Origin of the sequence: Maribellus comscasis (assembly GCF_009762775.1) — a bacterium.
In the GTDB taxonomy this organism is placed as follows: Bacteria; Bacteroidota; Bacteroidia; order Bacteroidales; family Prolixibacteraceae; genus Draconibacterium; species Draconibacterium comscasis.
In genome coordinates, this window is the sequence record NZ_CP046401.1 from 3833842 (window position 1) to 3847242 (window position 13401).

14 protein-coding genes are annotated in these 13401 nt (G+C 39.3%); 7 read left to right on the forward strand and 7 right to left on the reverse strand.

Annotated elements, in window-relative coordinates; translation table 11 throughout:
* Positions 1–5: 5 nt before the first annotated feature.
* The 3 genes from GM418_RS15160 to GM418_RS15170 all read right to left on the reverse strand — a co-directional run bounded on the left by GM418_RS15160 (position 6) and on the right by GM418_RS15170 (position 3127).
* Positions 6–1241 carry an agmatine deiminase family protein gene (locus GM418_RS15160; RefSeq protein ID WP_158867764.1) on the reverse strand — a complete coding sequence of 412 codons (1236 nt, stop codon included), beginning with the start codon at positions 1239–1241 and terminating at the stop codon, positions 6–8.
* A gap of 101 nt (positions 1242–1342) precedes the next feature.
* Positions 1343–2290 (reverse strand): CPBP family intramembrane glutamic endopeptidase, encoded by a 948-nt coding sequence (locus GM418_RS15165; RefSeq protein ID WP_158867766.1) that lies wholly within the window; start codon positions 2288–2290, stop codon positions 1343–1345.
* Positions 2291–2413: 123 nt separating this feature from the next.
* The gene (locus tag GM418_RS15170; RefSeq protein ID WP_158867768.1) at positions 2414–3127 is read right to left on the reverse strand and encodes a 3-keto-disaccharide hydrolase; all 714 of its coding nucleotides are present in this window, start codon (positions 3125–3127) and stop codon (positions 2414–2416) included.
* A 137-nt stretch (positions 3128–3264) separates the two neighbouring features.
* Between GM418_RS15170 and GM418_RS15175 the strand changes: the two genes are divergently transcribed.
* The 4 genes from GM418_RS15175 to GM418_RS15190 all read left to right on the forward strand — a co-directional run bounded on the left by GM418_RS15175 (position 3265) and on the right by GM418_RS15190 (position 6444).
* Positions 3265–4053: a BtpA/SgcQ family protein gene (locus GM418_RS15175; RefSeq protein WP_158867770.1), complete on the forward strand. Its 789-nt coding sequence runs from the start codon at positions 3265–3267 to the stop codon at positions 4051–4053.
* A 3-nt stretch (positions 4054–4056) separates the two neighbouring features.
* The gene (locus GM418_RS15180) at positions 4057–4890 is read left to right on the forward strand and encodes a LytTR family transcriptional regulator DNA-binding domain-containing protein (RefSeq protein WP_158867772.1); all 834 of its coding nucleotides are present in this window, start codon (positions 4057–4059) and stop codon (positions 4888–4890) included.
* 120 nt (positions 4891–5010) lie between these two features.
* Positions 5011–5454, forward strand: a complete 444-nt coding sequence (locus GM418_RS15185) for an NfeD family protein (RefSeq protein WP_158867774.1) — start codon at positions 5011–5013, stop codon at positions 5452–5454.
* Between the two features lie 12 nt (positions 5455–5466).
* Complete coding sequence (locus GM418_RS15190; RefSeq protein ID WP_158867776.1) at positions 5467–6444, forward strand: SPFH domain-containing protein; 978 nt, start codon at positions 5467–5469, stop codon at positions 6442–6444.
* Positions 6445–6505: 61 nt separating this feature from the next.
* Here the strand turns inward: GM418_RS15190 and GM418_RS15195 are convergent, their stop codons facing one another.
* Positions 6506–6772 carry a hypothetical protein gene (locus tag GM418_RS15195; RefSeq protein WP_158867778.1) on the reverse strand — a complete coding sequence of 89 codons (267 nt, stop codon included), beginning with the start codon at positions 6770–6772 and terminating at the stop codon, positions 6506–6508.
* Between the two features lie 51 nt (positions 6773–6823).
* A complete protein-coding gene (locus GM418_RS15200; protein ID WP_158867780.1) occupies positions 6824–7894 on the reverse strand; it encodes a nucleoside hydrolase-like domain-containing protein in 1071 nt (356 codons plus the stop codon).
* A gap of 107 nt (positions 7895–8001) precedes the next feature.
* Between GM418_RS15200 and GM418_RS15205 the strand changes: the two genes are divergently transcribed.
* Both GM418_RS15205 and GM418_RS15210 read left to right on the forward strand, forming a co-directional pair.
* Entirely contained in the window at positions 8002–9129 is a 1128-nt protein-coding gene (locus GM418_RS15205; RefSeq protein ID WP_158867782.1) for an aldose epimerase family protein, read from the forward strand.
* Between the two features lie 131 nt (positions 9130–9260).
* Entirely contained in the window at positions 9261–9449 is a 189-nt protein-coding gene (locus tag GM418_RS15210; protein ID WP_158867784.1) for a hypothetical protein, read from the forward strand.
* Positions 9450–9597: 148 nt separating this feature from the next.
* On the opposite strand, the gene GM418_RS15215 is transcribed toward GM418_RS15210, so the two are convergent.
* Positions 9598–11028 carry a Gfo/Idh/MocA family protein gene (locus GM418_RS15215; RefSeq protein WP_158867786.1) on the reverse strand — a complete coding sequence of 477 codons (1431 nt, stop codon included), beginning with the start codon at positions 11026–11028 and terminating at the stop codon, positions 9598–9600.
* 396 nt (positions 11029–11424) lie between these two features.
* Between GM418_RS15215 and GM418_RS15220 the strand changes: the two genes are divergently transcribed.
* Positions 11425–12537: a PAS domain-containing sensor histidine kinase gene (locus GM418_RS15220; protein ID WP_158867788.1), complete on the forward strand. Its 1113-nt coding sequence runs from the start codon at positions 11425–11427 to the stop codon at positions 12535–12537.
* Positions 12538–12592: 55 nt separating this feature from the next.
* On the opposite strand, the gene GM418_RS15225 is transcribed toward GM418_RS15220, so the two are convergent.
* Entirely contained in the window at positions 12593–13393 is an 801-nt protein-coding gene (locus GM418_RS15225) for an HAD-IIA family hydrolase (RefSeq protein ID WP_158867790.1), read from the reverse strand.
* Positions 13394–13401 lie beyond the last annotated feature (8 nt).

A 13401-nucleotide genomic window follows, 5' to 3' on the forward strand; every position in this document is an offset into this window, starting at 1 on the left:
TTTGTTCAGGCCTTTCTTTTTCTTTTGAATTTAAGTTTAAAACTTTTGGGCGTTTTCTTTTTCATCAGTGGCTTAGATGCTGTTATACAATGAATTCCACCGCCTCTGGCATTCAAACTTCCGGTATTAATAAATATAATTTCTTTTTCGGGGAAGTGCTTTTGAAACGTCCGCGCTATAAATTCTTCTTTTTTGCGTGTTGTGAGTGTAGTGTCAATATCCTGGTAACCAGGTATTATTACAGTGTGATTTGTAATTAAAAAATTCATGTAACTGGTTACTTCTGTTCTGTAATCATTTGTGTCGGCCGAACTATTAAATGGCCGGATAACAATTGGTGCATAGGGCATCGGAATTATTTCAAAAGGTTTTCCGTCCTGATCGCCGGCATTTTTTAAAATCCAGTAGTTTTCCTGTAGCCGCTTTTGTGCCTCCGCGAGTATTTTACTATTCCCGATTTCAGAGTCGGTCAAATAGCTTATCATAATCTTGCCGGGTGAAATAAATCTGCAAAACTCGTCAATATGATGATTGCTTCCGGTGGGAAATATATTGTCATCAATCGGACCATAGTCAGGAAGCTCATCCTGAGGAATTCCCTTATTTAACCAAATTATTTTCTTTAGATTAAATTGTTTTTTTAATTGTTTTTCAATTTCTTTTTTGCTCCCCTTTAAATCTTTGTTTACCGACTTTTCGTGTGAAAATACAAATATCCCCGTTCCCTTGCCATTAAATTCTCTTGTGCCACCAAGCGAATAAAAATTGCTTCTGACAATAGGTAACTTATCCTGTTGAGCCAAAAATTCAGAAATGTTAACCCTGGGATCCCAATAAAGAGTTTTTACCATTTTTAACCTGTTTTTATTTTTCAGATAAACAGGTGAATAATCGCGAATCCATGAATTCCCGGGTTTATTTGCCATTGGAATAAGATTGAGGTTTTCAATCTTGCCTCCCCTCGAAGAAATTTGTGATTTTATTTTTATTTCTTCATCAGTGGTATTGCCTGAAAAGATGGTAATACTTTCAAAAGGTGAAATCTTAGCTGCAATATCTGCAATAACCGACGAGTCTTCGTCATTCCAAACGAGATAAATGGTTTCAACTGTATCAAAATCTGCTGTGGCGTAAAAATCGGAATCATCACAAAATTTGATGATTAAGAACAGGAATACAACAGCAGCAAAAGCCAATACTACTGCCGGCACGAATCTTCGCAATCTATAAAATAGGTTCATATATTTTAATAATAAGCGATGCTTAGACTGGCGATTGAATTTTAAAGTTTAATCGGGAATGGAAAAATCTTTTTTCACAGGAGTGGAAATAGCACATGTGGTTAGTTATCAATATTTTCCGGATAAGGTAACATGCTCCCCTTGTTTTGATTTTTAAACCAGAATAGTAAAACTCCTATGAATACGAGACTAATAAATGCATAGTACATGCTGTGTTCACCGGAACCAAAGGTTTCAACTTCAGGACTCATCATCCCGTTGTCAATCATATACAAAGAAATAACTGCAAAAGCATTGTTAAAAAAATGAGCCAGAATTGGAATCCACATCGAACCACTCCAAACCAGCAGATACCCGAAAAGCGCTCCCAGAAGTAAGCGTGGCAGGAAGCCATAAAACTGCATATGCAGAGCGCTAAAAAAAATGGCTGAAATCCATATACCCCAATGGTGGCTTTTTGTCATTCGGGTAAAAGAACGTTGAATAACACCCCGGAAAAGAAATTCTTCACCAATGGCAGGTAACAAAGCAACCATAAAAATATTAAACACTAGTCCGGCTGTCGTTTTTACATTCAAAAAGGCTTCTGTTAACTGCGCTGCGCTTTCTTCGGTTTGCTTCATCCATCGTTCAATCCCGCTTAGCCAGTCTGGCAGTTGCATCTTTGTGTTGAGTTCACCCGTTAAATTTATTGCCGGTGTGGCAATAAACATCAAAATCAAAACAATTAAGGCCGACGACAAAGTAACAGATTTATTCAAAAACAAATATTTTGATATATTCCCCAAATAAAGCCAACCTAAAACAATAGGAGGAACAATAAACAAACCCAACGACTGAACAATCTGAAAATATTTTAAAATGGCAACGCTTTGGGGATTGCCTAAATCATTTACACCTGGCATATTTAACACTGAGTCGATGCCAAAAGCCGGAACAGCTATGATTAGTGCCAACACAAAAAAAGCGAGAAAACTGACAACAATTACAAAAACTGAAAACATCAATTGCGGAAAGGGTTTCATTCCCCTAAATGCAGAAAAAACCATGCTTCTATCTATTTTTCCGACAAAGATAGTTTTTTTGAATAATTATGATTGTCATTCCCCGCTGAGGTATGAATCCGTTTAAAAACATGAGGAGTCCTTTGGGAGAAACAAAGATTTTAATGTTTACAATTCCCTTATTTTAATATTTCTGAACATGGTAAGCCCGCCATGATCCTGTAATCCGATGTGGCCGGCCTTCGCCTCTCCGTAATGTGGCGCTTCAGCCCATTTTCCCGCAGCTTTGTTGGCCTTCCAATCGTCACTCCACAGTTCGTATTCAACTACTTTTTTGCCATTTAACCAATGTTTTACATGCGGGTTTTTAACCACAATACGGGTCGTATTCCATTCATCAATTGGTTTTACTTCTGCATCTTCCGGAGGATTCATACCATAATTCGCCCCCGAAGTTTGCCAATTTTTCAATTCTTCCGGCCATCCTTTATCATCTATCAACTGGTATTCCGGACCCGATTCATAAATCGCATCAGTCATTCCTTCCTGCACATGGTAAAATACGCCTGAGTTACTTTCGGGAGCTACTTTCCATTCCAGAAATAATTCAAAATTTTCATACTGCTTCTTAGTGATAATATCACCTCCGTGATCAGAACCCCCACCCGAATTGTGCATTTCGCTGTTAACAATTTTCCAACCGGTAACTTCACCGCCATTAAACATTTTCCATTTGTTCATACTGTTCCCGTCAAAAAGTAATTCCCAGCCTTCCGATTTTTCTTTATCAGTTAAGGTGTTTATTTCCCTTTTTTCTCCGGTTGAGCAGGAGCATATAAAAAATGTCAGAAAAAATAAAAGAGGTATTGTTATATTCTTCATGAAAAGTGATTTAGGTTCGTATTTTACCATAAAAGTACAAATTCATTTTTAAAATAATGAATATGATTTTTTATGGTACAGAATGCGGAATTTTGATCATTTCAGTTTAACTTTAGACACCAACAAAAAATTACTCGTTGAAATTTAATAAGAGTGTTATAGGAATGATTCATGTGGGAGCACTACCCGGAACTCCTCAAAATAAACTTTGTATAGCCCAAATAACGAAAAAGGCTGTTGCAGAAGCAACTTTATTGGCAGAGGAAGGAGTTGACGCAATAATGCTTGAGAATATGCATGATCGGCCTTATTTAAACCGGGAAGTGGGACCTGAAGTCGTAGCCGGAATAACAGCTGTGGCTGCCGAAATAAAAAAAGAAATTCAACTTCCTGCCGGAATTCAGATTTTGGCCGGAGCCAATAAAGCTGCACTTGCCGTGGCCCTGGTAACAGGACTAAATTTTATCCGTGCGGAAGGTTTTGTGTTTGGGCACATGGCTGATGAAGGATGGATAAACAGTGATGCCGGAGAATTACTTCGTTACCGGAAACAAATCGGTGCAGAGCAGATAAAAATACTCACCGATATTAAAAAGAAACATTCTTCGCACGCGCTTACCAGCGATGTTTCGTTGGAAGAGACAGCAAAAGCTGCGGAATTTTTCTTAAGCGACGGATTAATCGTTACAGGAAAGACCACGGGCGAGAAAGCAGACGTGAGCGATGTGGAAAAGGTAAAAACATACACAAAGCTACCTGTAATTATCGGTTCAGGAGTCGACCAATATAATATTCACGAATACTGGGATTTTGCTGATGCTTTTATTATTGGCTCATTTTTCAAAAAGGATGGATATTGGGAAAAGGATGTTGACCGCGAACGAGTAAAAAAGTTTATGCAAAAAATAAATCAACTTAGAACTTAGCTTATGGAATTTGATGTTTGGCACCTTTGGGTCTTGGCTGCCATTGTCTTTTTTATTCTTGAAATTTTTATTCCCTCATTTTTGATGGCCAGCATTGGTATAGGATGCATTTTTGCTTTCTTCGGGGCGGTTTTTAATGCTCCTGTAGCGCTTCAGATAATTCTTTTTATTATTGGAACTGTAGCGGGTTTTGTTGGAGTAAAACCCCTGATGATGAATTATGCCTATCGCAAAAAGGTAATAAAGACCAATGCCGGAGGTTTGGTGGGAAGAATAGGTAAAGTAATCGAAGAAATCGACGAGGCAAAGAATACAGGATGTGTGGCCATCGACGGCGACCAGTGGAAAAGTATCCCGGGTTCCGGTGAAATTATTTCAGTCGGAGAGAAAGTTCGTGTGATAAGTATCGACAGCATTGTGATAACTGTTGAGCCTCTGGAGAAAAGTCACCCGCAGAAAGATCCCGAAGTAGAAATTCCGGTAAAAAAAGAGAGCGAACGCTTAGCCTTAAAAGTGGGAAATAAAACTTTTTACATCGGATTTGACGATATTGCCTTTTTATATTCAGCAAATAAAATTACATACGTAATTACAACAGCGGAGAAACAATACATCCACGACAAGTCGCTTGAGAGCCTTAATGAATTTCTTCCCGATGAAATGTTTTACCGGGCAAACCGACAGTTTATCGTTACCCGGAATGTCATTTCAGAAATCAAACCGGAAAACAATGGAAAACTCAGGGTGAGTTTAAATGTAAGCAACGGATTCCCAAATCGCATTTCGGTAAGCCGTTTAAAGGCAGCGGCATTTCGGGAATGGCTGAAAGAAGAATGATTGCTGACGAAATGTTTTGTCCTTGTTTTTATATCACTTCAGATGAAAAGACCCTCAGAAATTAAGCGGATTCGAGTATCAAAAGTAACTTTGGTTTATCCATTTTAAAAATCAGAAATTATGGAATTTGAACTTTGGCACATTTGGTTACTGATAGCTCTAATATCCTTTATTATGGAAATATTTATACCCTCTTTTATTTTATTTAATTTCGGAATCGGCGCACTTGTCGGATCACTGGCAGCAGGTTTGGATTTGTCAATGGAATGGCAGATTGTCCTTTTCTCTTCCGGAACATTAATGAGTTTTTTTCTTGTTCGGCCCGTGATGAAAAAAGTGGCTTACAAACATTCCGAGGATCGAAAAACCAATGTTGATGCGATGGTAGGCCGTCTGGCAAAGGTTACCGAAGAAATCAGCAATAAAAACAACCGGGGCCGCGTGTTGCTCGATGGCGACAACTGGCAGGCCCGCTCTCTCAACAGCGATGAAATCCCCGCAGGATCCACCGTTGAAATTGTTCAGTTAAACAGTATTGTTTTAATCGTTAAAAAAATCAATTAAAAACCTTTTATTATGAATGCAACAACCTTAATTCTTATTCTGTTGGCCGTATTTGTGATTGTATTTGCCGCAGTTGGTATCCGTATTGTTCAGCAATCGCAAACCATAATTATTGAACGACTGGGGAAATACCACCGCACTTTGACCTCAGGGATTAATATCATTATCCCCATCATCGACCAGCCCCGGAAAATTATCTGGCGTTATGTTCGCGAAGATTTTGACGGAAGAAAAATTGTACATTTTAAAACCAAAGATCGCATCGATTTACGGGAAACGGTTTACGATTTTCCAAGGCAAAATGTAATTACAAAAGACAACGTGGGAACTGAAATTAATGCACTGCTCTATTTTCAGATTATGGATCCGATTAAAGCCATGTATGAAATAGAGAACCTGCCCGATGCCATTGAAAAACTTACACAAACTACGCTACGTAATGTGATTGGGGAGATGGATTTGGATGAAACACTATCGTCGCGCGATACCATAAATTCCAAATTGAGAATTATTTTGGATGAGGCAACAAACAAATGGGGCGTAAAAGTAAACCGTGTGGAATTGCAGGACATCAACCCACCGCGCGACATCCGGGATGCGATGGAAAAACAGATGCGTGCTGAACGCGATAGGAGGGCTAAAATACTGGAAGCCGAAGGTTCCAAAAAGTCAATGATTCTGGAAGCTGAAGGTTTTAAAGAATCGCAGATTAACAAAGCTGAAGGTGAAAAACAAGCCGAAATTTTAAAGGCGGAAGGAGACGCGATGGCAAGAGTAAAACGCGCCGAAGGTGAGGCTGAAGCCATCCTGAAAGTTACTGAAGCCATTGCAAAAAATGGCGATCCAATCAATTATCTCGTAGCCATGAAATACCTGGAAACATTTAAAGAAATGGTAAGCGGTGAAGACAATAAAACCGTTTATATGCCTTACGAAGCCAGCGGAATCCTGAGTTCAATCGGTGGAATTAAGGATTTGGTAAAAGGTTAATGTTGATTTGAATTTGCAAAGGACCGTTCTCTGAAAAGGGAGCGGTTTTTGTTTCTCAAGCCTAACATTTATTTCTCGCACACGGACTATTGGTCACAAAAAATCCAAGGAATGCTCCAAAAATTACATTTTGAAAAATGTCTCCCGGAGGAATAGCATCCATGGTTCTTCCGTCGGTGAAGTAGAAGTATAAAAAACCACCAATTGCACCAATAACTGTAGCAATGAGTGTTTTCCGAACCTGCTTCGATTTTATCCAGCCTTTAAATCCCTTTTCTTCAGATTCAATTTCCAGCTTTTTTACCTCAATTTTTTGTTTTGTATCCATAAATGCAAATATATAGATATGTTTGAAATATGAGTGCAAAAAAGAAATATTTTAATACCGATCCCAACGTTCTTTCCAGTCGCGTAAAAAATCTTCCCTCCATTTTCCTATGGTAAGCTGGCACTCTTCGGGTGTTTTATTCAAATCAATATAATAATTGGGGTAAGTAAGCGAATCAAAATGACGAAACTGACCACCCCAGCTCTCCTTTGTTGGGTCATTAACATCTCCGATACTTCCCAAAACCGGTGAAACTAAATACAAAATTGTTGGAGAATCTCCCTCTTTTAATGTGCTTTTGGGCCAGTTTGCCGATGGAAATACGTCGCCACATTTTTCTTCAAATAATCCCTGATGTGTGGAGCCATGATTCCTGATATTTGCATCGATAAAGCCGGTAGCTGCCCACTCGCCTTCCTGGTTTCCCGACTGGTAAACCCCTCTGAAAGTTTCATGTGTTCCTCTGGGCAAAATGCCATCTTCAATCCACCATAAATCGTTATATGTTTTAGCCATAAAATCAAAAACAAAATTGCGGCTGGCTGTGTCGTGCAGCGTGTTGGTCGACCCGATGCAGTTAATTCTGACTTTTCCGGCAATTTCAGGAGCGTCGTATAGCGCCTGGGCAGTGGTCGATAAACTTCCCCAAACCAAAATCCACAGCGGGTTCTCTTTAGAATATTTTTGTGCTGTCTGAATAATCCACTCCGAGCCTTCCGAAGAGCTATTTTCAGAGGGTGTGCCCGGCATTTCGGTTCCCAACTTTACAATATCAAGCAATGATGCCTCGTTCATTAAATTTGTATGTCCTTTTTCCCGAAGATGGTCCACATCAATTCGCTGAATCCAGCTTTTAATCAGTTTTACCCTTGGAATGGTGTCCCACGGATGTTGTTCTATCTGGTTACAAGGGGTGGCTACAATTCCTTTTATCTTTAGAATATCGCTGTAGTGAATTGCCCTGAACAGCGATTGAATATCATCAGGATCGCCCCCTAAATCTGTATCAATAATAACGTCAAAAGTTTTTGGAGTTTTTTCTGTCGGCTTGCAGGTGATAATCAGAAACAATGTAACAATCAGAATTGTATTTCTATAAACTGCAAAGTACGCTATTTTCATAAGTTTGTTTTTTTTAAAATCTTGTTTTCCGGTTTGATTTATAAAATGTAATTTTAACTTTTAAAATCAATAAAAGAATCATAACAATAATAATTAAAAGAACTGAAATGAGAAATACATGGTTTATTTTAGCAGTATTGGTATTTTTTTCGTGCTCACAGCCTCAGCCGGAACAGCCTGTTCTGATCGATGAAGATAATTTTGAAACACAACATGACGGGAAACAGGTTGATTTGTACACCTTAAAAAACAGCAATGGTTTGGTGGCCCAGATTACCAATTATGGCGGGAAAGTAGTAAACCTCTGGACTCCCGATAAAAATGGCAATTTTGGTGACATTGTTTTAGGTTTTGAAACTATTGACGAATATTTCAAAACGAGTGAAATTTATTTTGGTTCGCTTATCGGCCGTTACGGAAACCGGATTGGTGGCGGAACTTTTTCGATTGACAGCACTGTTTATTCTCTGGAACAAAACAATAACGGGAATGCATTGCATGGAGGTATAAAAGGTTTTAATAATGTAGTTTGGGATGCCAATCAGTTGGATGAACAAACCCTGGAACTGAATTATCTTTCAAAGGATATGGAAGAAGGTTACCCCGGCAATTTAAATGTAAAGGTAGTTTACAAATTAACGAATGAAAATGAGTTAAAAATTGAATATTGGGCTACCACCGATAAAGCAACTCCGGTGAACCTGACACATCATTCATTTTTTAATTTGAAAGGGGCTGGTAGCGGCGATGTAAATGAACATATTGTACAAATCAATGCTGATTCGTATACTCCGGTAGATGAAGGTTTGATTCCGACTGGTGAGATTGCCCCGGTGGAAGGAACTCCGATGGATTTTGGAAAACCGACTGCTATTAGTGAACGGGTTGGAGATGATTTTGAACAGTTAAAGTTTGGAAATGGTTACGACCATAACTGGGTTTTAAATCAGGCGGACAACGGATTGACTTTTGCAGCCAAAGTCTTGGAACCCAATTCAGGCAGAACAATGGAAGTTTATACCAACGAGCCGGGTATTCAGTTTTATGGCGGTAATTTCCTCGATGGAACCGTTACGGGAAAAGAAGGAAAAATATACGAATTCCGTTCTGCTCTTTGTCTGGAAACCCAGCATTTTCCTGACAGTCCAAACAAGCCCGGTTTCCCCTCTGCTATCCTGAAGCCGGGGGATGAATATTACTCAATTTGTGTATACAAATTCGGTATTGAACAATAACAGATATAAAAAAGGATGCCATCCGTGTGTGCAACAGAATGGTATTGCTTACCGGGCATCCTTTTTTATTTTTTTGATGCAGCCAAGTTTCGTACACAAAGAAGAATAAGAGAGCGGAAATCGTATCACTTTTGGGGCAGGAAGATTGGGACCGGGCAAAAGGAAGAATTACTGCCGCAACTGTAATAAAACTTAAAACGAAAGAAAAGCCACGTATATCATGTTTTTTTTATGGTTCAGGTTCAGAGTCGGAAAGTGAAGTAGATTTTGATAAAAGCGCGTCAATCGGGATCGCCCGGAGTACCAACCTGCTGCATTGAAACTGGCCGGGTAAATAAAATATAAAATGCTTTGGCTTTCGGGTGGTAAATCCGAACAAATATTGAGTATTAATGGTAAAAGCTGTAAAATATCCATTTGTATATTTTACAGCTTTTTTTATTATCTCCTGTAACTTTTTCTTGTTCCTTACGCCGGCATATCCGGCAGAGTCCAGCCATCGCGGTATTTGTGCTTTATTAAATTGTTGGCGAATTCTTTAGCAGGAATAGTTTCGCGTCTGCTGACTCTAAGCTCGTCGCTGTCGCTTATGTTGGTAAAGGTCATGTTTGGCCCATCCCAATGAAGGACTTTGTTGAGCGACTGAAGCCGGGTTGACAGCACTCCCATAACTACCATCTCGTTAAACGGACCAGCATCTTTAAAATCGGATGCGGTTGGTATACGGTTTTCGGGGCTTTCCTTACATGCCCGAATCCAATCCAGTTCATGCCCTTCGATACGCCTTTCTGTTTGCGGAACATTTGGAACTCTCCCCGAAAGCAGAATTGGATCGGTTCCGTATTCGCCACATACCAATGTATCTTTGCTTCCATGGAAGATAACACCAGAGTTTTGTCTTCTGTCTGCCGGCCAGTTTTCCGGTAAACGCGGGGTAAGACCACCATCGTACCAGGTTACTTTTACTTCAGGCAGGTTAATTTTAACATTGGCCGTTTTTTGGCGTGCCGGGAATGTAAGATGAACAATTTCTGCATTGGGAGCTCCGTCGGAAGTAAAAGGTGTTGAGCTTCCCACCACTTTTGTGGGGTATCTCAGTTTCATCGCTGTAAAAACAGGGTGCATTACATGGCAGGCCATATCGCCGAGTGCGCCGGTCCCAAAATCCCACCAGCCACGCCAAACCCACGGATGGTAGGCCGAATTATAAGGACGGTACTCTGCCGGGCCAATAAATAAATCCCATTTCAATTCACTCGGTACGGACATTTTTTCTTCCGGTGCTGAAAGGCCCTGTGGCCAAATCGGTCGATTGGTGTAAGCTTCCACTTCTTTTACTTCACCTATTTCACCATTCCAAATCCATTCACAAATAAGTTTAACTCCTTCTGCAGAAGAACCCTGGTTTCCCATTTGTGTGGCAACCTTATGTTTTGCTGCCAGTTTAGTTAATAGTCTTGATTCATACACACTATGGGTTAATGGTTTTTGAGTATATGCATGTTTTCCCATCGCAATAGCATTGGCGGTAATAATGGCATGGGTATGATCTGCAGTTGCACACATAATGGCATCGATTGATTTTCCCATTTCATCGTACATTTTACGCCAATCGTAATACCTGGCAGCTTTTGGGTAGGCTTTAAACACTTCGGGAACATTAATTCTTCCTCCGGTTGTCCAGTCTACGTCGCACAGGGCAACGATGTTTTCATTTGCCATCCTGCTGAGATTTCCTTTTCCCATACCACCGATACCGATTCCTGCAATGTTCAGTTTGTCACTGGGCGCCTTATGTCCAAGTCCGGCAATGGTGTTTGACGGGACAATAGAAAATCCCGCCGCGGCAGTTGCTGTTGTTGAAATAAAATTCCTCCTGGATAAGTTGTTGTTTTTCATTGTGATTTATTGTTTTAGTAAATGTTTAGTTCTTATTAAATTTACTTCGTTTTAACGACAAAATCAATAAATCATACAATTAGACGGCCAAAATATTGCCGGACAGAAACAATCTTGCATAAAAAAGTGAAATAGAAGAGACCATCTGTTTATTGTTTTCAAACAAGGATGGTTTCTTGACGATGATTCAAATTAAAGTCTCTTATATCAATAAACCCTTGCAAAGTGCACGGCTGCGGAGCTTGAATTCATAGCGTTTATTCTGATTGCTGTGAGGATAACGGTTGCTGATTAATATTTAAAGTGATATGGAAATACATCAATGTAACTCATTTCAAAAATTTTCACTATATTCTTGAAGAAAAAACCAACGAAGAATAAAACAACGCTTATCGGATGACTAGACAAAACAAATTCCTTCATATTATTGAAAATTTTAATGATGTTATTTGGACTATTGACATCAAAACCGGTCGGTTTACTTATGTCAGTCCTTCGGTAACAAAACTTTTTGGATATACATTGGATGAAGCTTTGGAAGGCGTTTTTGACGCCAATCCGAACAATAATGAAAGCTACAAAGCAACGCAGCAAAAAATACTTTTAGAAATAGAAAAGCTTGTTTATTCGGGGCGTGAGTATTCTGATATGCAATTCGAATATCAAATGCCAGATAAAAGCGGAATACAGATTTGGGTAGAAACGGAGGTTCGAATCCTGAAAGAGGACGGTCAGCCCAAAGAAATACTGGGTATTACCCGGAATATTGAAGAAAGAAAGAGGGTGGACTCGATATTGAAGAATTATGCAAATGAATTGGAAAAGTTAAACACTCAAAAAGATCTGTTTTTAAAAGTTCTGGCCCACGATTTAAGAAGTCCATTTCATTCTTTGCTCGGATTTTCAAACCATATTATCGAGACCTTTGATGAAAGCAACCCGGATGAAACCAAGGAAAAACTGAAGTTATTAAATCAAAATATTTACAGTACATTCCATTTGCTTGAAGATTTGCTTTTGTGGACAAAAAATCAATCCGGGAAATTAGTTTCTGTTTATAAAAATATCTCTTTTAACGATTTGTGCGAAGACGTATTAGAAAATGTAAATTCAGATTCCAAGAGTATTCAAATAAAATATTTTGAGTCTGAAAAAATAGTTTTAAGAACAGATATTACCATGCTCAAAGTTATTTTGAGAAATTTAGTTGAGAATGCTGTTAAATTCTCCCATGATGGTGGGATTATTAAGATATATGCTATTCAAACAAATGAGAATGTAACGATATCGGTGGCAGATTATGGAGTTGGGATGACAGAAAAACAAGTCGACAATCTGTGGCAAAATCCGAATTCATCAGCCGGAACAAAGGGCGAAAAAGGCTTTGGTTTGGGACTAACCTTTTGTAAAGAACTGGTGGAGAGGTTGGGTGGAAAAATTTGGGTGGAAAGTGCTTTGGGAAAAGGAAGTAACTTTAGGTTTAGTTTACCAGCCCAGATAAAAAGCTAAATCAAGGATTCTATTCGCAGTTGAAAAGGCCTGAAAGTAAGGTATCTTTATAAATCTATTTATAATCTTTTACAATCTCGTTTACTCCCTGTAAAACGTAATGCGGGCGATAAGCAAATTCGTTGACGGTATTTTTGGTTGAGATTCCCGATAAAACCAGGCAAGTGTCAATTTCAGCTTCAATTCCCGCTACAATATCGGTATCCATCCGGTCGCCTATAATGATGGTCTCTTCACGTTGAACACCTAGCTTTTTCAGGGCAATTCGCATCATTAAAGGATTGGGTTTACCAACAAAATAAGCTTGTTTTCCGGTCGCCAGTTCAATGGGTGAAATTAAGGCTTTGGTTGCAGGCGCAATCCCATTTTCTATCGGTCCGCTCACATCCGGGTTTGTCCCTACCAGCCTTGCCCCGGCATTCACCAGGTTGACTGCTTTTTCAATCACTTCATAGCTGTACGATCGCGCTTCTCCCATTACCACATAATCCGGATCGATATTATTGCTTGTATAACCGGCGTTGTAAACTGCATTGATAAGCCCTGCTTCTCCTATAATATAAGCACTGCCGTTTGGATTTTGACTCTGAAGAAAAGATGCCGTTGCCAACGCACTGGTATAAAAGTGCTCAGGCCCTACATCCAGGCCCATACGCGATAATTTTCCCTGTAACTCTTTAATGGTCCGCTCACTGGAATTGGTCAGAAAAACAAATTTTTTATTTTCATCTTTTAACCAGGATACGAACTCTTTTACGCCATCAAGGATTTTATTCCCGTGATAAATTACTCCATCCATATCGCAGATAAAGCCTGATTTGTTTCGTATGTTGTCGATAATTGATTTTTTTGCCATTTCTAACT

Excerpts from the sequence above, each read along its gene's own strand:
- GM418_RS15160 (WP_158867764.1), bottom strand. The coding sequence starts at position 1,241 with ATGAACCTATTTTATAGATTGCGAAGATTCGTGCCGGCAGTAGTATTG.
- GM418_RS15165 (WP_158867766.1), bottom strand. The coding sequence starts at position 2,290 with ATGGTTTTTTCTGCATTTAGGGGAATGAAACCCTTTCCGCAATTGATG.
- GM418_RS15170 (WP_158867768.1), bottom strand. The coding sequence starts at position 3,127 with ATGAAGAATATAACAATACCTCTTTTATTTTTTCTGACATTTTTTATA.
- GM418_RS15180 (WP_158867772.1), top strand. The coding sequence starts at position 4,057 with ATGGAATTTGATGTTTGGCACCTTTGGGTCTTGGCTGCCATTGTCTTT.
- GM418_RS15185 (WP_158867774.1), top strand. The coding sequence starts at position 5,011 with ATGGAATTTGAACTTTGGCACATTTGGTTACTGATAGCTCTAATATCC.
- GM418_RS15190 (WP_158867776.1), top strand. The coding sequence starts at position 5,467 with ATGAATGCAACAACCTTAATTCTTATTCTGTTGGCCGTATTTGTGATT.
- GM418_RS15195 (WP_158867778.1), bottom strand. The coding sequence starts at position 6,772 with ATGGATACAAAACAAAAAATTGAGGTAAAAAAGCTGGAAATTGAATCT.
- GM418_RS15200 (WP_158867780.1), bottom strand. The coding sequence starts at position 7,894 with ATGAAAATAGCGTACTTTGCAGTTTATAGAAATACAATTCTGATTGTT.
- GM418_RS15205 (WP_158867782.1), top strand. The coding sequence starts at position 8,002 with ATGAGAAATACATGGTTTATTTTAGCAGTATTGGTATTTTTTTCGTGC.
- GM418_RS15215 (WP_158867786.1), bottom strand. The coding sequence starts at position 11,028 with ATGAAAAACAACAACTTATCCAGGAGGAATTTTATTTCAACAACAGCA.
- GM418_RS15220 (WP_158867788.1), top strand. The coding sequence starts at position 11,425 with ATGACTAGACAAAACAAATTCCTTCATATTATTGAAAATTTTAATGAT.
- GM418_RS15225 (WP_158867790.1), bottom strand. The coding sequence starts at position 13,393 with ATGGCAAAAAAATCAATTATCGACAACATACGAAACAAATCAGGCTTT.